Origin of the sequence: Psychrobacter cibarius (assembly GCF_904845955.1) — a bacterium.
In the GTDB taxonomy this organism is placed as follows: domain Bacteria; phylum Pseudomonadota; class Gammaproteobacteria; order Pseudomonadales; family Moraxellaceae; genus Psychrobacter; species Psychrobacter cibarius_B.
The window spans coordinates 591,145-610,111 of the sequence record NZ_CAJGYX010000001.1; the positions used below are offsets into that span (position 1 = coordinate 591,145).

Here is an 18,967-nt window from a genome sequence, read left to right on the forward strand (position 1 = left end):
ATATAGCGGTATAATTCACCGTTATAATCTTTACTAAATAACCTTATTTTCTGGAGTTATCATGGCAGCGCAATCTACAGCACTTGTAATCAATCTTGATCAGCTAGGAAAAGACGACATTGAAATGGTCGGCGGCAAGAACGCCTCATTAGGTGAAATGATCAGCCATTTGTCTGATTTGGGTGTTAGTGTACCAGGCGGCTTTGCCACCACGTCAAATGCATTTAACCGTTTTTTGAATGAAACTGGCCTGCTTGACAAAATCAACAGCGAACTAAAAACATTAGATGTTGATGACGTCAAAAAACTTGCAGAAACGGGTAAAAAGATTCGTACTTGGATTATTGAGCAAGAGCTGCCAAGTGATCTTGAGCAAGAAGTGCGTCAATCGTTTGAAACGATGAGCGGCGGCGAAGACATCGCTGTTGCTGTGCGTTCTTCTGCGACTGCCGAAGATTTGCCAGATGCCTCGTTTGCTGGTCAGCAAGAGACTTTCTTGAACATTCGCGGCATTGATAACGTCCTAATTGTAATTAAAGAAGTATTTGCATCTCTTTATAACGACCGTGCCATCTCTTATCGTGTCCATAAAGGCTTTGAGCATGAAGGCGTTGCCTTATCTGCTGCTGTACAGCGTATGGTTCGCTCAGAAACTGGCGCGGCGGGTGTGATGTTCACGCTAGATACCGAAAGCGGTTTTGATCAAGTGGTATTTATCACTTCAAGCTACGGCCTAGGTGAAATGGTTGTACAGGGCGCGGTTAACCCAGACGAATTCTATATCTCAAAGCAATTGCTAGCCAATGGTAAGCCTTCAGTTATCCGCCGTAACCTAGGCAGCAAGCATAAGAAAATGGTTTATGGTGATGAAGGTAGCACCACTAAATCAGTAAAAACTGTCGATGTTGAAAAACAAGATCGTATGCAGTTCTCGTTATCGACTGAAGAGCTAACCTCTCTTGCTAAACAAGCCGTAACAATCGAAAAGCATTACGGTCAAGCAATGGACATCGAATGGGCAAAAGACGGCGATACCAATGAAATCTTTATCGTTCAGGCGCGTCCTGAAACGGTTAAGAGCCGCCAAGACAGCAATGTTATGGAACGTTATATCATCGACACGACTAACGCTAAAGTATTGTGTGAAGGTCGTTCAATCGGTCAGCGTATCGGTTCAGGCAAAGTCCGTATCGTTAGCAACTTAAATGAGATGGATAAAGTACAAGAAGGTGATGTACTGGTATCAGACATGACCGATCCGGATTGGGAACCAGTCATGAAGCGTGCTTCTGCTATCATCACTAACCGTGGTGGTCGTACGTGTCACGCAGCGATTATTGCTCGTGAGCTAGGTGTTCCAGCCATCGTTGGTTGTGGTAATGCGACTGAGCTATTGGTTGATGGTCAAGACGTCACTGCTTCTTGTGCCGAAGGTGATACTGGCTTCATTTATGAAAGCCAAATTGATTTTGAAGTGCAGACCAACTCTGTTGAGTCTATGCCAGAGCTTGCCTTCAAAGTAATGATGAACGTTGGTAATCCAGATCGTGCCTTCTCATTCACGCAAATGCCAAACGAAGGTATTGGTCTTGCGCGTCTAGAGTTCATCATCAACCGTATGATTGGTGTGCACCCAAAAGCACTACTGAACATGAACAGCTTACCACGCGAAATTGCCCAAGCCATCCAAGAGCGTATCGCTGGTTATGCCTCACCGGTTGATTTCTACGTGGATAAGTTGGTCGAAGGTATCTCAACGCTAGCCGTTGCCTTTATGGATCAGCCAGTTATCGTTCGTATGTCAGATTTTAAATCAAACGAATATGCTAACTTGCTTGGTGGTAAATTATACGAGCCATCAGAAGAAAACCCAATGCTTGATTTCCACGGTGCCAGTCGTTATGTGTCTGATAATTTCCGTGACTGCTTTGAGCTAGAGTGTAAAGCACTAAAACGCGTACGTGATGAGATGGGCTTGACCAATGTCGAGATTATGATTCCATTCGTTCGTACCGTTGGTGAAGCCAAAGAAGTCATCGAATTACTTGAGAAAAACGGTCTAAAACGTGGTGAAAACGGTTTACGCGTTATCATGATGTGTGAGCTACCAACCAACGCCCTATTGGCAGATGAATTCCTAGAGCATTTCGATGGTTTCTCAATCGGCTCTAACGACTTGACTCAGTTGACACTTGGTCTTGACCGTGACTCAGGTATCGTCTCACATCTATTTGATGAGCGTGATCCTGCGGTTAAGAAACTATTGACCATGGCGATTGATGCGTGCCGTAAAGCAAACAAATATGTCGGCATCTGTGGTCAGGGTCCATCAGACCATCCAGATCTCGCGTTCTGGCTCATGGAACAAGGTATCAGCTCAGTGTCGTTGAACCCTGATTCTGTACTAGATACTTGGTTCTTCTTAGCTGGTGAAGAAGCGAAGTAAGCCGTAACGTTCAGTCACAGCAGTAATTCACACAGTCATTAAAGAGACAATTATTAGGGTCTATTTGAAAAATATTAAATAGACCCTAATATTATGTATCATATATAGTGACTTAAGATATGACTAACTATGCAGGCAATTATGCAGATTTTCCTTGCTCGAAATAACGTACAAGCTGGTCCTTACAATTTGGAGCAGCTGAATATCATGTTGGCATCTGGCGAAGTACTGCTGGATGATTTGATGTGGCATGAAGGCTTAGACCAATGGCAGCGTGTCAGTAACTTGACCAATAATCAAACGGTTTATCGACCTACCAACCTTGGCAAGCCTCAGGTTAATGACTCTATTATCAATAATGTAACTGTTTTTCCTGAAGATAACGCTAGCAATAGCTCGGATAGCAAATCAGTTTCATTAGATAGATTGTATGGCAAGCCTGAACGTCCGAAAGACACGGATAAAAATGTGAAGGCTGACATGACCACCAATCGTCAGCACACACCGCACAATAATGTGTCACTAAACAAGGCTAATAGCAATAAGACTGCGTCTAGCAAAGACAAAGTCGTCGGTAATGTGGTACTTGCACCGATTATGTCGCGAGTATTAGCAACAGCCATCAATGGACTACTCTATCTACTGGCTATTTTTCCGCTAGTGATGGCATTGACAAAAATGGATGTGGATTATACCAAATTCCAAAATATCCAAGACATGGATGCGGCTTATCAGTATTCAATGACACTGATGGAGAGTCTTCCTAATAGCACATTGATGATGTCGCAAGTGATGGTATTTGGCTTATTTGCGCTACAATTGGTATTTATCACACTGCGTGGTCTGTCACTCGGTAAGCTGATTACGGGTATTCGCGTGGTGGATCAAACCACTCATCGGTTGCCCTCTTTTACCAAGCTTATTGGTGTGCGTACTTTGTTATTGTTTATTATTTATAACTTATTGTTTTCGTTTACTAGCTTCTTAGGGTTCGTGATTATTGCTATTCACTATTACATGGCATCGAAAAGCCCTGAAAATATCGGCTGGCATGACAAATTGGCCAAAACCTTAGTGGTAAAAGCAGATAGCAGTCAGTTAGTGAAAGAACCAAAAATAAAATAGCTTGTTTATTAACAATCCATCTTATTATTTTGATAAAAAAGCAGCGTGATATCGCTGCTTTTTTATGAATCGAGCATTTCTAATTATTGTTATAATCTATTAACGGTGGCTCAGTGATTAACCTTTGTGTTAGTTGCTAAGTACTGTTATAATACGGCGCTTTATAAACTAAGCTTATTTCTTATTATTTTTCATAATAATAGCTAGAAATCGGGCTTACCTTATAAATCTCCTTGCTATTAACATAGGGTTAATAGCTACTAATCCGTAAGGAGTCATAATGCGACATTACGAACTGGTGTTACTTGTACACCCAGACCAAAGCGACCAAGTGGTCGGCATGGTTGAGCGCTACATCAAGTTAGTTCAAGACAACAACGGTGTTATCCATCGTTTAGAAGATTGGGGCCGCCGTCAATTGGCATATCCAATCAACAAGATTCACAAAGCTCACTACGTTCTTTTCAACATTGAAACTGACGGTGAAACTTTAGCTGAACTTGAAGAATTATTCCGTTATAACGACGCGATCATTCGTAGTCTAGTTATGCGCCGTGACGACGCTGTCACTGAAGAGTCGCAGTTAGCCAAGAATGCCGATGAAAAACGCGCACGCAAAGCAACTACTCGTCGTCCAGACAGTCGTGAAAACGATAATGACGACAACGACAACAGTGAAGACTAATTAAAGGAGAATACTCATGGCACGTTTCTATCGCCGTCGCAAATTCTGCCGTTTCACTGCTGAAGGCATCACTCACATCGATTATAAAGATGTTGAATTGCTAAAACAGTACATCAGTGATAATGGTAAAATCGTACCAAGCCGCATTACCGGTACATCTACTAAATATCAGCGTCAACTAGCTACTGCTATCAAGCAAGCTCGTTATTTATCGCTACTTCCATACACTGATAACCATCAGGGTTAACCGTTAATTTTAACTAGGAATGACTCATGCAAATTATTTTGTTACAGCGTATCGTCAACCTTGGTAAACTCGGTGAAACTGTCGATGTGAAACCAGGTTACGGACGTAACTTTCTTATCCCTTTGGGTAAAGCACTACCTGCTACTGCAGCTAACATTGAAAAGTTCGAAGCACGTCGTGCCGAGCTTGAAGCTGAAGAAGCCAAAGAAGTAGCTGTTGCTCAAGAACGTGCTGATGCGCTAACTGACGTTAATGTCATCATGCGTGCTAAATCAGGCGACGAAGGCAAGCTATTCGGCTCTATCGGTACTCGTGATATTGCTGAAGCATTGACTAACTCAGGTCTAGAAGTAGACCGTGCTGAAATCAAGCTTCCTGAAGGCACTTTACGTCAAGTTGGCGAATACAATGTTGATATTCAGCTACATCATGACGTTACCGCTACTATTCTAGTTACCATTCTTTCTGAAGATGGCGACAACGAAGAGTCAGCAACAGAAGTTGAAGACGAAAACGAAGATTATTCAGAAGAGTAATTTTTTGAATATCTAGATCTAGTCTAAAAAAGCCAGTAACGTCATGTTGCTGGCTTTTTTGCGTTTTGCTATCGCGCTTAATTGATGATTTTATCAGGTATCTTGAACAGTGATATATTCTAGCAACTATTTGTAATAAATAGCTTGGAAAGCCTATACTTAACAATAAGATACTACCTATAAAGTCATCTTTATTATTGTCACCTGAGTTGATAAGCTCGTTGTATTTGATTGATAGATTTTATTTAGATAACGATAGGCTGCAATGACATGATAAATACTGACGACAAATTACGCTGCACCCAAGGCAATCACTTTTATAGCGAAGGTGAAATTTATAAGGTGGGTAGAATCGTTAATAATAAATACTTTCAAATCCTAACCGATAATGATGCAGACCATTGGTACGCAACACTGGATGATAGAGGCATTTATGTGAGCTTTGATTCGAACCTAGGATTAGCAGGAAACGAGAGAGCCTATTTTGAAAAAATCGATGAGCTACAAGCTGAAAGCTAACAGCCTCCTAAATTATTCAAAAGCACTCAAAAGCATTCAAAATTTAAAAACGGTCAATATAATGGCCGTTTTTTTAATTAAATATCAATACGATTACAGGACAGATATGCGACAGAGCGCGGCCACTCAGCGGCTGTTTTCGGCACTTCTTGGTCAGCAGCTATTATCTTGGCTGCATTTATCCAGCCTGCATGACCGATGACTAATACTGGGCTATCTTTTTGTTCAGTTGAAACCTTAACCAACCAACCTTCAACACGCTCAAATAGCTGCTGCAAGCTCTCTCCATGACTGGGCGCAAAATATGCAAAATTATTACACCACTCATCAATCTCTTGCTTAGTGATTTTCGCCCACTGACATCCATCCCATTCGCCAAAATGAATCTCAGCCAATTCAGGTGCGACTCGACACTCAAAACCACGTTGCGCTAATATTTGCCCGACTTTTAGTGAACGTTGTAAGGGGCTGACCCAAATTGTTTTTGGCAATTGATGCAAACGCACAAAGCGCTCGATTTTATTGGCAAGACGTTTCAACTTACGTTTATCGACGCCGACATCAGTTTGTCCAATACAAATTCCTTCAGTATTCATCGGTTTGGGATGACGCCAAATATAGAGAATCATGAATGAGTATTGTCCTTGTTGACGATTTGATTTAAATAAAGGGTATAGAAGCAGCCAGTCCGATATAAATAGCAATTTCACTAAGCTGCTGCGTCGCGCCGAGCCCATCGCCCGTGTAACCATCCAAGCGCCTTCGCAATAAACGTCGCATGTAATCAGTGGCTATCAGCGCCAGTATCATGGCTAACAACCATTGAGCAAGCCCAATCTGCTGCATCGTATTGGGCAATATAAGTGCGACTAAAATAATAGCCAATATTAGCCAGCCACTGCTATATAGCCCTTGTATTGGCGTCAACTGCTGCGCCATCGGTTTGGCTTTTGCGTGTTCTATCTCTCCACCATAAGGCAGTAAAGACAGCAGGCTAATGCAAAGTAAACGCGACGCGGTATGTCCTAGGATAAGCGCGATGACAGCCATCGTTAAGGGCATTGAGGCAAGTAAGCTAATTTTGAGTAATAGCGCCGACACCAAACCTAATACACCATAAGTACCTAGGCGCGAGTCTTTCATAATAGTCAGTGTGCGCTCGCGAGTCAGACCACCGCCGAGACCGTCACAGCTATCCGCAAGACCATCTTCATGAAAAGCGCCCGTCAGTTTAATTCCAAAAGCTGTGCTCAGCACTGCAGCAACTAGCGGCGTAAATAACAGACTGCCCAGCCAAAACACGCCAGCACAGGGTAAGCCAACCAGCAAACCGACTGCGGGAAAATGGCGACTGCTCTGATGCAACCATTGCGGATCATAATGCTTAAATGACGGTACAGGTATTCGGGTTAAAAATTGAACGGCGACCAGTAACAATATCCATTCATGCTTTATAAATTGAGTAAGATTTCGTCTAGGCGAAGATGGCTGATTTGATGGTTTGTTTAATGATTGTGACATCACTTACTTTGCTCACTGATACCGGCGTCACTAAAACTTGCCATCTCATTGATAATGGCGCAAGCGGATTGCAACAATGGATACGCGAGCGCAGCCCCGCTACCCTCGCCTAAGCGCATGCCCATATTAAGTAAAGGCTCAGCATTTAGTGATTTCAATAAATGCGCGTGCCCCGGCTCAACAGAGTGATGAGCAAAGACCGCGTATTGAGCAACACCGGGTGCTAGGCGTTCAGCCACCAATAATGCGCTACTGGCAATAAAACCATCAATCAGGAGAATACGCCGTTCACTAGCAGCCTGAATCAGCGCACCCGCCATCATGGCAATCTCAAGCCCGCCCAATGCAGCGAGTACATCAAACGGTGCTTGTGCCTGTTGATGACGCTCTAATACTTGCGTCAAAATATCCGTCTTATGCTCTAATCCCGCATCATCAAGACCAGTACCACGTCCAATACAATCAGCAAGTGGTACATCACCCAATCTCGCCAGCAAGAGACTCGCCGCCGAAGTATTACCAATACCCATTTCACCGACAATCAACAGATTACCCGCTAGATTCTTGACGACTTTCATGCCGTTTTCTAGCGCTACTAAACACTCTGTTTCTGTCATTGCAGGCTCTGTTAGCGCGTCTCGGCTACCATGGCGAACTTTATAATCTAGCAATTTCGGATGAGGAGCAAAGTCGGTATCCACCCCAGCGTCAACAACCTTTAACTCAATATTATGCTGGCGTGCCAGTACGTTGATGGCAGCGCCGCCTTGCAAAAAGTTATGAACCATTTGCGCAGTGACAGCACTAGGAAACGCTGATGTACCATGCTTAGTTAAACCATGGTCTGCCGCAAACACTCATATTTGCGCTTGCTCAATATGCGGTGTGATCGTTCCTTGAATCATGCCCAACTGCACAGCGAGTGCCTCTATTCGCCCAAGCGCGCCCAGCGGCTTGGTTTTTAGGTCTATAATCTGCTGTAGCTGCAGACGTAATTCATCATTTTCTATATTGGCTATAGTAGGCGCAGTAAATATGGTCAAGGTAGGCATCCTGATAATAGTACGTGTGAAGCAAAAAGCACATACTAGCAGAGTATCTAAGCTTTACCATGAATAAAATAAAATATGAGCCGAATAGATTCCCTAGCAGCTTGGATTTACTATAGAATATGCCCCTTTAAAAATCCATATACCTATTGATGCTGCTATTAATGAAATAATAGCTCAGTAGCAGCATCCACAATTATCGCTATCAACCCTACATGTAGAGACAGTAATGATCGTATTTTGGCTTGTGCTGACCATTCTTTTTATTATTTTTGCCACAGCAAAGTTAAAGTGGCATCCTTTTTTAGTATTGATATTATCAGCCTTTTTAGTAGCGCTATTTTACCAAGTGCCGCTTAATACTGTTGCTAAAACCATCTCTGATGGCTTTGGCGGTATTTTAGGTTACATCGGTCTGGTTATTGTCTTCGGTACTATCATCGGGCTAATCCTTGAAAAAACAGGTGCCGCCATTGTAATGGCAGAAACGGTCATCAAAGTTTTGGGACCACGCTTCCCTACTTTGACCATGTCTATCGTTGGTGCTGTGGTTTCAGTGCCAGTATTCTGTGACTCTGGCTACATTATTTTAAACTCATTGAAAGAAACATTGGCCGAGCGTTTACACGTGTCCAGTGTGGCGATGAGCATTGCATTAGCCACTGGCTTGTACGCAACGCATACCTTTGTCCCACCGACACCAGGCCCAATTGCCGCAGCAGGTAACCTAGGATTAGAGTCCAATCTAGGTTTGGTTATCATGGTTGGTGTGGTCGTGACAACCGTTGCTGTATTGGCGGGCTGGTGGTGGTCTAATCGTTTCCTCAATGTGACGCCTGATAATATAGATGCGTTGGACGCACCAGCCGCGACATTGCCTGAAAACATGAAAACGCGTGACGACTATAGCAATATGCCGTCAGCAACGATGGCGTTCTTACCTATTATCGTGCCGATCGTATTGATTTGCTTATCCTCTGTTGCTAACTTTCCAAGCGCGCCATTTGGCAGCGGCATGGTAACCGATATTTTGATATTTATTGGTAATCCATTAACAGCCTTGCTCATTGGTCTGTTTCTATCATTTCTACTCATCAATACCGAGCAAAAAACGCAGCAGATCAGCGACAGCATCTCTCAAGGTTTAGTCGTAGCCGCGCCTATCTTATTGATTACTGGCGCTGGTGGTGCATTTGGTGCCATGCTAAAAGTGACACCTATTGGTGACTATTTGGGTACGACACTGTCTGCGTTAGGACTTGGTATTTTTATGCCATTTATCGTCTCAGCCGCACTAAAAACTGCGCAAGGCTCGACCACTGTGGCTCTGGTCACCACCTCTGCGATGGTTGCACCGTTATTGGATCAAATTGGTCTAGACAGTGAGCTAGGTCGCGTATTTTGTGTGATGGCCATTGGTGCAGGTGCAATGACAATCTCTCATGCCAATGACAGTTTCTTTTGGATCGTGAGTCAGTTTAGTCGTATGAGTGTGGCGCAGGCTTACAAAGCCCATTCTATGGCAACGGGTATTCAAGGCGTGACCAGCATCGTCTTTATCTGGTTATTAACCTTGGTATTTATTTAAAGAGATTCAAAGAGACATTCATGAAAATTTTAATTGCTCCCGACTCATTTAAAGAAAGCTTAGACGCATTGGATGTTTGCCGCGCCATTCAATCTGGCTTCAGCCAAGTGTTTCCAGAGGCTGATTATAAGCTATTGCCGATGGCTGATGGCGGCGAAGGCACCTCTGCGGTACTGTCTTATGTATTGGGTGGACGCTGGAAAGAAGTAGTGGTCAATGATCCACTGATGAGATCGATAACAGCAAAGTATTTGTTATTGCCTGACGCTACGGCTGTCATCGAAGTTGCTCAAGCGTGCGGATTACATCTATTGACAAGCGGTGAACGCAATCCTGTGATTGCTAGCAGTTACGGTGTCGGCGAGCTGATTGCTGATGCGTTAGAAGAAGGGGCTAAACGTATCGTGATTGGTCTAGGTGGTAGCGCAACCAATGATGCAGGTCTTGGCATGCTAATGGCATTAGGCATCACATTTCACGATATCAATGACACTCTACTCACTCATGGTGGTGGTGCACTTGCCAGCCTACATAGGCTTGATAATATAAATCTTCATGCAAAGGTATTAGACACAGCATTTGAAGTCGCTTGTGATGTGACCAATCCTTTATGTGGTCTTTTGGGTGCGAGCGCAGTATTTGGTCCACAAAAAGGCGCTTGTGCAGAGCAAGTCAAAGCCTTAGACAAAGCACTCAGTCACTTTGCCACCATGTGTGGTCATCACGGTTATGAGGACTGCCAACATGTCGAAGGCGCTGGAGCAGCTGGTGGTCTTGGCTACGCGATGATGACGTTCTTTCAAGCTCAGCTAAAATCAGGTTTTGACACAGTTGCTGAGGTGGCTCATTTGTCGCAGCATATCGCAGAGGCTGATCTCGTCATCACTGGTGAAGGCAAGCTCGATGCGCAAACAGCCATGGGTAAAGTGGCAGGAGGTATCAGTCAGCTTGCCAAAGCCAGCCATACGCCGGTCATTGCTATCTGCGGTAGTGTTGACGGACTCAAACCTGCGCAAACCAGCCAATTCAATGTTGTTATGCCGAGTATCCAAAAAGTAGATACCATCGAAAACGTACTGAGTCAGGCTTATGACAATATTGAAACCACGGCTGTCAATATCGCTGCTGCTATGCACTTAGGTATTAAGATGAGATAGATATTTTTATCATTTCAAAGCAGAACAGAGCCAAACCATTCAATCTGTTTTTTGGCTCCATTCTGTATACATATCACAATATTTCTGAATGCCAGTGTCACAGATACGCTTTAACCCTGCTAACCCACCTACTCTATCGCCATAGACACCATCACTTAGAATATAAATTTTTGCTAATTCGTTTTGCACGTCTTGATATCCTAGCTGACTATAGCTTTCAAACCAATGCGCTGCTTTGCTATAGTCTAATTTTATACCCTCGCCTTTGTAATACATAAAACCAAGGTTAAACTGAGCTTCTGCCATGCCTTGCTTAGCTGCTTTTTCAAACCATTCAGCCGCTTTTGCGTTATTTTTAGAAACCCCTTGACCCTGCTGATACAGAACACCTAAATTAAATTGAGCACCAGCAACGCCTTGTTCAGCAGATTTTTTGTACCATTTAAACGCTGTTATATTATCTTTAGGGACACCTTTCGCATCGGCATAAGCAATGCCTAAATTAAACTGTGCTAACTTGTTATTTTGCGCCGCTGCCTGTTGCCAATGTTCAAGGGCGCTGATATCGTTTTGAACGACACCTTCACCTTTAGAGTAAAGATTACCAAGATTATATTGCGCTCTGCTATAGCCTTGTTTAGCAGAATGGCTATAGTAGGTGAAGGCTTTTTCATGACTTTGTGGTACAGCTATACCTTGATCGTACATAACACCGATATTATATTGCGCTTCAGCTAATCCTTGACTGGCAGATTTATTCAACCACTCAAAAGCTTTGACATTATCTTGCTCGACATCTGAACCTGCTGCATACATAACACCCAAATTATACTGAGCAATAGCATTTCCTTGCCGTGCTAGCGACTCAATAGTAGCCAAATCACTTATCAACACTGAATCTTCGGCAATAGCAGGTATTGGTAGTCCAGCTATCATATAAGTCATTACAATATTGAAGTATGTCTTTTTTAATAGCTGTATATTCATTATTAGTCCATAGATGTAGCATAAATCGAAAATATATCTAAATAAATTATGGCGTGTTTCACGTTCATATATAGATACTGTTGCTAGCCAAACTGTATTACAAACAAAATGTAAGGCTAATTATTAATGTATTAATGCTATAGCCATTTCGTTACTTCATCAATGACAGTATGCATTCTATTAGAGAGTGCATGCTGTCGTCTTACCGCAAGATATAGCGTCTCGCTAACGGCAACAGGCAGATGATGGCTTTTAATAAGCTCAGGCTTTTGATAAGCAGCCACTGCATGTGCAGGTAGCACGGTAAAGCCTATGCCCCTACTCACTGGCTCTAAGATTAAACCAATCTGATTAGAAAAGCCTTTTTTCTCAAAATCATTGATGTGTTGAAATTGCTCATAATTGGCAGTCAGTAGCATACCTGCATGATGTGCACCATCTGGATGATCAATAAAACCAAGCTCGATGAGATGCTCCCAGCTCGGCTCTACCGTAGTTGCAGGTGTCACTAATATTAGCGCTTCTTGCGCCATAGGTTTGCAACTAACTGTTTCATCATCTGAGATATCCGTCATAAAGCCAATATCAATCTCGTGACTTGCCAGTGCCCGCTCAATATCAGAATTGGGTGCAAAACGGTAATCAATCACTAGTTTTGGATACTGCTGCTGTAATGTCAAAAGCTGCGGATATAGCTTGAGTCCCACACTACCAGGCGACATCAAACGCACCAATCCTTCGTAAGGCGGATCTTCACCGATGCGCTGCTCCAGATTTGATAAGCGCTGCAATATCTCGCCTGCTTCTTTATAGAGCTGCTCACCTGCATTGGTCAGTGAGAACTGCTTTCCTTGACGAATCAGTAAGTCTGTATCCAATTGATCTTCTAGCTTACGTATATGCTGACTCACGCCAGATTGGGTCATGTGTAAGCGTTCAGCCGTACGAGTAAAGTGCCCGAACTCGGCAAGCGTACAAAAAGTGCGTAACCATGTGATATTTATCATTACAATACATACTTATATTCATAATAAATGATAATTTTACGTAATTATCTTCTGTTTGTATACTGACTCCACGTTAAACAAAGCGCACATCAAACAGGAGCAAAAGCTATGAACAACGTTTATCCAAGGAGTTTTTCGCACATCGGCCTTTCAGTTCCCGACCTAGAAGCCGCCGTAAAATTTTATACTGAAGTAATGGGTTGGTACACCATCATGGAGCCAACAGAGATTGTTGAAGATAATAGCCCGATTGGTGAAATGTTTACTGAAGTATTCGGTTCAGGTTGGGGCAGCTTCCGTATTGCTCACTTGTCTACTGGTGACCGTATCGGTGTTGAGATTTTTGAATTTAAAAATCAAGAAAACCCTGAAAATAACTTTGAATATTGGAAAACAGGTATCTTTCACTTCTGCGTTCAAGATCCAAATGTTGAAGAGTTGGCTGAGCGCATCGTTGCAGCAGGTGGTAAAAAGCGTATGGAAAAACCACGCTATTATTACCCTGGTGAAAAACCTTACCGCATGATTTATATGGAAGACCCGTTTGGCAATATCGTCGAGATATACAGCCACAGCTACGAGCTTATTTATAGCGAAGGCGCATACTAAATTCAGTGTAAAGACCGCTTAATACAGCCTTGGCGTGTATCTGACTGATAAACAAATAGCGACCTCAGAATATGAGATCGCTATTTTTATTTGTCTGCTTTCTACACGAGCAACCTATTATATAAGAGGTAAGCCATGCTACTATTTAGGTAGCTATACATAGCATCTACCAAACGAAACAACCCATTATCAAGGATGATAAATGACAAACTCTGACGTTGCCTTAGCCATGGACGACTTTCTCGTTATTAGAAAAGATGATAGAAAAAGTGGCGTGGTCACTCTCACCTTAAACCGACCAAAGCAATTCAATGCCTTATCCGTTGAGCTACTCTCTGCGCTACAAGCGGAACTGGACAGTATCGCTCAAGATGACAATATCCGTGTAGTCGTCATTGCAGCAAATGGTAAAGCGTTTTGTGCCGGTCACAATCTAAAAGAGATGCGCGCACATTCAGATGAAGCCTTTCAGCGCGCCCTATTCCAACAATGCAGTCACATGATGCTCACTATTAATCGTATGCCGCAAGTCGTGATTGCAAAAGTGCAAGGCATCGCGACAGCAGCAGGATGTCAGCTAGTCGCCGCTTGTGATTTGGCCGTTGCCGCTGATGAAGCCAAATTTGCCACCTCTGGAATCAACGTTGGGCTTTTTTGCTCCACGCCTGCTGTAGCCGTCAGTCGTAATCTACCTCGTAAGCAAGCGTTTGAGATGCTGATTACCGGTGAGTTTATCGATGCACATACTGCTTTGCAATATGGATTGATTAATCGAGTAGCGCCAGCGGGACAATTAGAACAAGTCTTGCAATCGTTGATAACGGCGATTACTACCAAATCTCTAGTAGCGGTAAGAACTGGCAAAGATATGTTTTATAAGCAATTGAATATGAGCGTCGAAGATGCTTATGACTATGCCAGTGAAGTAATGACTTGTAATATGATGGCAGACGATGTGAGTGAAGGTATTGACGCCTTTGTTGAAAAGCGCCAAGCGGTATGGAAAGGATGTTAACTACAGCTGTGGCTGCCACCTACTTAGCTACTGTTATTTTTTTATTAACCGTCCATAATAGCATTCGAGCCAGATTATGTACCAAGCACGAAAAAGGCCATGATAGCGATATCATGGCCTTTTTTAAACAACTACTACAATTAATCTGTTACTTACTCAGCGGCGATGGCAATCATCTCAACCAACAGCTCAGGACGTGCCAATGCAGACTCGCCACAAGCACGAGCTGGCGGCTGAATGCCTTCAAACCACTGGTCATAGACTTCATTCATAGCAGCAAAGTCTGCCATATCTTTTATCCAAACCGTTACTGATAGTAGTTTTGATTTATCGCTACCCACTTCTTCTAACAACGTTTGAATCTTTTCTAGACAAGTTAATGTTTGAGCTTTGATATCGTCTTCTGCATTACCTACCTGACCACACAAATAGATAGTCTGGTTATGGATTACGGTTTTACTCATACGTTGATTGCTATGCAGCTTCTTAATCATGTTATATACCTTCAATTTATTAATTTAAGTCTGTGCTAAATCTGTCAAATGCGCTGTCAATTAGAAAAACGCTGGGCACTGAATGGCGCAACATCTACTAATAATGGCTTGTCATGAATCATCTCTTCAACGAGGCGTCCTGTCATAGGCCCTAAAGTGAAACCCTGATGACTGTGACCAAAGGCAAACCATAATTTTTCATGCTTGTCTGCAGGACCAATAACTGGCTTCATATCAGGCATACAAGGACGTGATCCTGCCCATGCTTCGCTCTCAACCGCATCTTCTAATGGTAAGATTTTTCTTGCCAGCTTCAGGACCGTTTTTAATTGGCCAAAGTTCTTTGGTGCATCCATCGTGGTCATCTCAGCACCGGTCGTGATACGAATACCCTGCTGCATTGGGCCCATCACAAAGCCTTTGTCCATATCAAACATACTGTGATTGATGGTGTTCTTTTCTGTCACTTTGAAATGCTGATGATAGCCACGCATTGGGAACAACGGCAGGTTATAACCAAGTGGTCTGATCAAATCATTAGACCACGGACCTGCTGCAATGACCAACTTATCACTATAATAAGTGTCATTATCAGTGATAACTTTCCAACCTTCACCGTCTTGTACGATTTCTTTTACATCGCTCTCTTTAATTGTACCGCCCATCTCTTGGAAGTTTTTCGCATAGGCTTTTACGAGCGAGCTTGGGTTCGATACTTGCCAAGAGTTTTTCCAATGAATCGCACCAACAAAACCTTCAAAATTAGCGCTAGGCTCCATGGCTTTTAGCGCTTCAAGGTTTAGTACGTTATGCTCAACGCCTTGATTGCGCGCATCAATGGCTGATGCTTGTGCTTCTTTAAACGTTTCTTCCGAGCGATGCAATTGCAACCAGCCGTCACGAGTGATTAGTTCGTCAGCACCAGATGCTGAAATCATTGTCTGATGCTCACTGGTACAATGCGCAATCAATGTCTGCCATTCTGATTCTATTTTTTTGACCGAAGCGGGCGTAGAGTATTTCCAATACTGCAACAACGCTTGGTGATAACGCAAAATTGCTGGAATACGATAGCGAATATCAGTACCTTGGTTCGGCAATACTCGGATCATCTCAGTCAGTTGACGAGGAAAAGGATGGGTATGAATGGCTTCGCGCTGAATCAATCCTGCATTGCCATACGAGGTCTCTGAACCTGGCAACTTCTTGTCTAACATCAGTACTTTTGAATTATTTTTTTGTAAATGCCACGCGACTGACGTGCCAACCATACCTGCACCGATAACGATCACTTCATAGCGCATAACCTATCCTTTTCTTATGGTGTTAATACAGAGTATCAAATATGAGGGTCTAACGGAATAAGGTGGTAATAGTAACGCATTGAGCTGAAGATTAAACCCCAATCTCATAAATATTTTTGCTATTAAATACTTTTGGTTATAGGGTTTTTGAAAAGGTATTTTGGATGGGAATAATTTAATAAGTTAACGAAGGTTTTGTCTTTAAATTATTCTTTCTAAAATGAATATAGGTAATTCTAGTCGGTTATTTAGAAACGCTATTGAAGTAATAAACATATTTTACAAAAAGGTGGTGCGTTGCGTAGCTTCCAAAATTTTATTTGTAGTCAACTTCTCTTTCAAATAATAGCTGCAACCAGTCACTGAGACCATCAGTATCAAAAGCCTTTGCACCATAGCCAAGATTTAATAAATCCTCAGGCAAATATTCATCAAATTTCTCAACCATCTTGTTGGGTACGTTTTCGGCAAGCTCAGTCGCAGACGGCATATTACTGGAGGCTAAATCTCTCAAAAACCTAATAACCTGAACCGAATTGACTTTATGAACACAGATAACTCCTGCATATACCTCAGTAGAGAAATCATGCTGCATAAGCAAAGCTGCTAGGGTATGAACGACTTTGTCTCCGCGCCATGTAAAAATATAAGTATTACCGTCTTGATCTATTATTGGCCGATGACGCAATTGACACCTATCAAAAGTCTCAATGCTTTCTGTAAACAATTCACGCGCCGTTTTATCAGCAAAATCGACTTTTTTATCGCCGACTGAAATACGATAGTCACCTTTAGTTAATATGTCATACATCTCTTGACGGACTCGGTCGTGTATCGACATATCTCCGCCGCCATCAAATTTTGGAGGCTGACCGCCGCCTTGGACAGCAACCACATAAATGACCTTTTTATCCATATCGATATCTTTGACTTGCCAGCGTATACCCGCAAAGATGATGTATTGTTCGGGTAGCAGCAAAGTAGTGACGGGTAATGAGCCTAGTGTTTTACTACCAGCCACAAGACGATATTCCTCTGGCGTTTTAAACACCGCATAAAAAGTATAATGACCAACGATACGCTCGCCTACTATCCCTAATACCAATTGCTGATTGCCAAGCTGAGTAATCAGTTGCATCGCGCCCATTTGTGATAATAAGGATTTAAAGTGAGTAGGCGTTATCTTTTGAAAAGGTCCTTGTCTACATAGCAAAGTATAAATTTGGTCGGCACGGATACCACCCCATTGACCGATAGTCGCGAGCACTTGATGAAGGAGCGTTGAGAAGTGATAGAGCGACGTATCGGCAGGCTCAAACCATCTGCTAGCGATAAGCAGTCTTATCATTGCTAATGACTGTATAAGCTGTAGTCGCAGTCTATCCACCAAACTGGTATCGACATCGATTTGCTTTTCGGTGATAAGCATACGCAGCACTGACGAACCACCGCGCCTACCCGAGCGCCCAAGCCGTTGCCGTAAGCTTGAAACTGAATGCGGAGCTGTCACTTGTACGACAGAATCAACTTTACCAATATCTATACCTAGCTCTAAAGTCATGGTACAGACGGCGGTAGTCGGCAAATCCTCTTTTTGCAAACGCTGCTCTAAACCTTCTCTTAATTCTTTTGCTAACGAGCCGTGGTGGGGGAAAAACTCATTGGGAACGATATTATGCTCACACTTGTCACTTAGCAATGCAGCTATGAGTTCAGTACGCTTACGGCTATTGGCGAATATAAGATGATTACCGCCACGGCAGAAGCGATATAAATCCGTGCATATTTGTGATTGAGCATCATGAGCAAGCTGATAACTATGAATTAGAGAATTATCATCCTTAAACTCACTAATCTGAGCACTTTCGCTTTTCGAATCAATAGCTATATAGCTCTCATCAATGTCATTATTATCATAATAGCTCTTAGACCCATTGCTTTGAAGCTTGTGCATTACTTGGTTAGGGTCTACATAACCTTTTAGCTGAACTTTGACGTTGGAAGTCGATTCAGTATCCTCAATAATGACACAAGGTAAAGAATGATTAGGGCGTAGCGATAACGGCACAGTTTCTATATCGCCCAAAGTGGCGCTAAGCGCGACTCTAGGAATAGGCGCATCTAACCGCCCCGCCACATGCTCAAGACGATTCAGTAAGGATAATAAGTGCTGTCCACGCTCACTACCCAAGAACGCATGGAACTCATCAATGACAATATATTTTAGCTCACCAAAGGCTTGCTTTACCCACCCTGCATCTCTTATCAATAAGGATTCAAGCGATTCAGGAGTAATCAAAATAATCCCTGATGGCGATTTTTTCTGTTGCTTCTTTTTACTCTGTAGACTATCACCATGCCATGGAGTGACCTGCATGCCTAGCAGCTCCGCTAGACTTTGCAGACGTCGATACTGGTCATTAATCAAAGCTTTTAACGGACTGATATAAAGAATACCAACGCCCTTGTCTTGATGAGCAATAGCGCTACAGGCAGGCAAAAAGAAAGCTTCTGTTTTACCCGCAGCGGTTGCCGCACTAATAAGCACATCCGTTTGCCCTGATAAAATGGGCGCAATGGCTTTGGCTTGTACTTCCCGTAGTCCATGCCAGCCTTGGTCAAATATCCAGCGTTGTATACGCTTATCAAGCTCAGTATGGGCGTCTCTCAAATTAAAT

General features: G+C 42.9%; 17 protein-coding genes and 1 pseudogene. 10 read left to right on the forward strand and 8 right to left on the reverse strand.

Going from position 1 to position 18,967, the window contains the following annotated elements; genetic code table 11:
• Positions 1-61 precede the first annotated feature (61 nt).
• The 6 genes from ppsA to JMV76_RS02340 all read left to right on the forward strand — a co-directional run bounded on the left by ppsA (position 62) and on the right by JMV76_RS02340 (position 5,558).
• The gene (gene ppsA / locus JMV76_RS02315) at positions 62-2,446 is read left to right on the forward strand and encodes a phosphoenolpyruvate synthase (RefSeq protein ID WP_201501466.1); all 2,385 of its coding nucleotides are present in this window, start codon (positions 62-64) and stop codon (positions 2,444-2,446) included.
• Between the two features lie 129 nt (positions 2,447-2,575).
• Complete coding sequence (locus JMV76_RS02320) at positions 2,576-3,571, forward strand: RDD family protein (protein WP_201501467.1); 996 nt, start codon at positions 2,576-2,578, stop codon at positions 3,569-3,571.
• A 280-nt stretch (positions 3,572-3,851) separates the two neighbouring features.
• Positions 3,852-4,256 (forward strand): 30S ribosomal protein S6, encoded by a 405-nt coding sequence (gene rpsF, locus JMV76_RS02325; RefSeq protein ID WP_045446907.1) that lies wholly within the window; start codon positions 3,852-3,854, stop codon positions 4,254-4,256.
• A 16-nt stretch (positions 4,257-4,272) separates the two neighbouring features.
• Positions 4,273-4,503 (forward strand): 30S ribosomal protein S18, encoded by a 231-nt coding sequence (gene rpsR / locus JMV76_RS02330; RefSeq protein ID WP_010198808.1) that lies wholly within the window; start codon positions 4,273-4,275, stop codon positions 4,501-4,503.
• Between the two features lie 26 nt (positions 4,504-4,529).
• Positions 4,530-5,039, forward strand: coding sequence for a 50S ribosomal protein L9 (rplI, locus tag JMV76_RS02335; RefSeq protein ID WP_045446903.1), 510 nt, complete (start codon positions 4,530-4,532; stop codon positions 5,037-5,039).
• A gap of 270 nt (positions 5,040-5,309) precedes the next feature.
• Entirely contained in the window at positions 5,310-5,558 is a 249-nt protein-coding gene (locus JMV76_RS02340; RefSeq protein WP_201501468.1) for a hypothetical protein, read from the forward strand.
• Between the two features lie 77 nt (positions 5,559-5,635).
• On the opposite strand, the gene JMV76_RS02345 is transcribed toward JMV76_RS02340, so the two are convergent.
• From JMV76_RS02345 to cobT, 3 genes and pseudogenes are all read right to left on the reverse strand, one after another.
• On the reverse strand, positions 5,636-6,187 hold the full coding sequence (locus JMV76_RS02345; protein ID WP_201501469.1) for a histidine phosphatase family protein: 552 nt from the start codon (positions 6,185-6,187) through the stop codon (positions 5,636-5,638).
• A 31-nt stretch (positions 6,188-6,218) separates the two neighbouring features.
• Positions 6,219-7,079, reverse strand: coding sequence for an adenosylcobinamide-GDP ribazoletransferase (cobS, locus tag JMV76_RS02350; protein WP_201501470.1), 861 nt, complete (start codon positions 7,077-7,079; stop codon positions 6,219-6,221).
• Positions 7,079-8,131 (reverse strand): annotated as a pseudogene (cobT, locus tag JMV76_RS02355) (nicotinate-nucleotide--dimethylbenzimidazole phosphoribosyltransferase). The gene cobS and the pseudogene cobT overlap by 1 nt, the downstream one beginning before the upstream one ends.
• A 226-nt stretch (positions 8,132-8,357) precedes the next feature.
• Between cobT and JMV76_RS02360 the strand changes: the two are divergent.
• Positions 8,358-9,716 (forward strand): GntP family permease, encoded by a 1,359-nt coding sequence (locus JMV76_RS02360; protein ID WP_201501471.1) that lies wholly within the window; start codon positions 8,358-8,360, stop codon positions 9,714-9,716.
• 20 nt (positions 9,717-9,736) lie between these two features.
• Positions 9,737-10,873 carry a glycerate kinase gene (locus JMV76_RS02365; RefSeq protein WP_201501472.1) on the forward strand — a complete coding sequence of 379 codons (1,137 nt, stop codon included), beginning with the start codon at positions 9,737-9,739 and terminating at the stop codon, positions 10,871-10,873.
• Positions 10,874-10,912: 39 nt separating this feature from the next.
• On the opposite strand, the gene JMV76_RS02370 is transcribed toward JMV76_RS02365, so the two are convergent.
• Entirely contained in the window at positions 10,913-11,809 is an 897-nt protein-coding gene (locus JMV76_RS02370) for a tetratricopeptide repeat protein (RefSeq protein WP_201501473.1), read from the reverse strand.
• A gap of 188 nt (positions 11,810-11,997) precedes the next feature.
• Positions 11,998-12,867, reverse strand: coding sequence for a LysR family transcriptional regulator (locus tag JMV76_RS02375; RefSeq protein WP_201501474.1), 870 nt, complete (start codon positions 12,865-12,867; stop codon positions 11,998-12,000).
• A 108-nt stretch (positions 12,868-12,975) separates the two neighbouring features.
• On the opposite strand from JMV76_RS02375, the gene JMV76_RS02380 reads away from it, so the two are divergent.
• Together JMV76_RS02380 and JMV76_RS02385 are read left to right on the forward strand one after the other, a co-directional pair.
• The gene (locus JMV76_RS02380) at positions 12,976-13,476 is read left to right on the forward strand and encodes a lactoylglutathione lyase family protein (protein WP_201501475.1); all 501 of its coding nucleotides are present in this window, start codon (positions 12,976-12,978) and stop codon (positions 13,474-13,476) included.
• Between the two features lie 202 nt (positions 13,477-13,678).
• Complete coding sequence (locus tag JMV76_RS02385; RefSeq protein WP_201501476.1) at positions 13,679-14,491, forward strand: enoyl-CoA hydratase; 813 nt, start codon at positions 13,679-13,681, stop codon at positions 14,489-14,491.
• A gap of 152 nt (positions 14,492-14,643) precedes the next feature.
• Here the strand turns inward: JMV76_RS02385 and JMV76_RS02390 are convergent, their stop codons facing one another.
• From JMV76_RS02390 to JMV76_RS02400, 3 genes are all read right to left on the reverse strand, one after another.
• Entirely contained in the window at positions 14,644-14,982 is a 339-nt protein-coding gene (locus tag JMV76_RS02390; RefSeq protein WP_055124581.1) for a RidA family protein, read from the reverse strand.
• Positions 14,983-15,041: 59 nt separating this feature from the next.
• Positions 15,042-16,289 carry an NAD(P)/FAD-dependent oxidoreductase gene (locus JMV76_RS02395; RefSeq protein WP_201501477.1) on the reverse strand — a complete coding sequence of 416 codons (1,248 nt, stop codon included), beginning with the start codon at positions 16,287-16,289 and terminating at the stop codon, positions 15,042-15,044.
• Positions 16,290-16,605: 316 nt separating this feature from the next.
• A complete protein-coding gene (locus JMV76_RS02400; RefSeq protein ID WP_201501478.1) occupies positions 16,606-18,960 on the reverse strand; it encodes a DEAD/DEAH box helicase in 2,355 nt (784 codons plus the stop codon).
• Positions 18,961-18,967 lie beyond the last annotated feature (7 nt).

Excerpts from the sequence above, each read along its gene's own strand:
- ppsA (WP_201501466.1), top strand. The coding sequence starts at position 62 with ATGGCAGCGCAATCTACAGCACTTGTAATCAATCTTGATCAGCTAGGA.
- JMV76_RS02395 (WP_201501477.1), bottom strand. The coding sequence starts at position 16,289 with ATGCGCTATGAAGTGATCGTTATCGGTGCAGGTATGGTTGGCACGTCA.
- JMV76_RS02320 (WP_201501467.1), top strand. The coding sequence starts at position 2,576 with ATGCAGGCAATTATGCAGATTTTCCTTGCTCGAAATAACGTACAAGCT.
- JMV76_RS02365 (WP_201501472.1), top strand. The coding sequence starts at position 9,737 with ATGAAAATTTTAATTGCTCCCGACTCATTTAAAGAAAGCTTAGACGCA.
- JMV76_RS02345 (WP_201501469.1), bottom strand. The coding sequence starts at position 6,187 with ATGATTCTCTATATTTGGCGTCATCCCAAACCGATGAATACTGAAGGA.
- JMV76_RS02360 (WP_201501471.1), top strand. The coding sequence starts at position 8,358 with ATGATCGTATTTTGGCTTGTGCTGACCATTCTTTTTATTATTTTTGCC.
- JMV76_RS02340 (WP_201501468.1), top strand. The coding sequence starts at position 5,310 with ATGATAAATACTGACGACAAATTACGCTGCACCCAAGGCAATCACTTT.
- JMV76_RS02380 (WP_201501475.1), top strand. The coding sequence starts at position 12,976 with ATGAACAACGTTTATCCAAGGAGTTTTTCGCACATCGGCCTTTCAGTT.
- cobS (WP_201501470.1), bottom strand. The coding sequence starts at position 7,079 with ATGTCACAATCATTAAACAAACCATCAAATCAGCCATCTTCGCCTAGA.
- JMV76_RS02370 (WP_201501473.1), bottom strand. The coding sequence starts at position 11,809 with ATGATAGCTGGACTACCAATACCTGCTATTGCCGAAGATTCAGTGTTG.
- rpsF (WP_045446907.1), top strand. The coding sequence starts at position 3,852 with ATGCGACATTACGAACTGGTGTTACTTGTACACCCAGACCAAAGCGAC.
- JMV76_RS02385 (WP_201501476.1), top strand. The coding sequence starts at position 13,679 with ATGACAAACTCTGACGTTGCCTTAGCCATGGACGACTTTCTCGTTATT.
- rplI (WP_045446903.1), top strand. The coding sequence starts at position 4,530 with ATGCAAATTATTTTGTTACAGCGTATCGTCAACCTTGGTAAACTCGGT.
- JMV76_RS02375 (WP_201501474.1), bottom strand. The coding sequence starts at position 12,867 with ATGATAAATATCACATGGTTACGCACTTTTTGTACGCTTGCCGAGTTC.
- rpsR (WP_010198808.1), top strand. The coding sequence starts at position 4,273 with ATGGCACGTTTCTATCGCCGTCGCAAATTCTGCCGTTTCACTGCTGAA.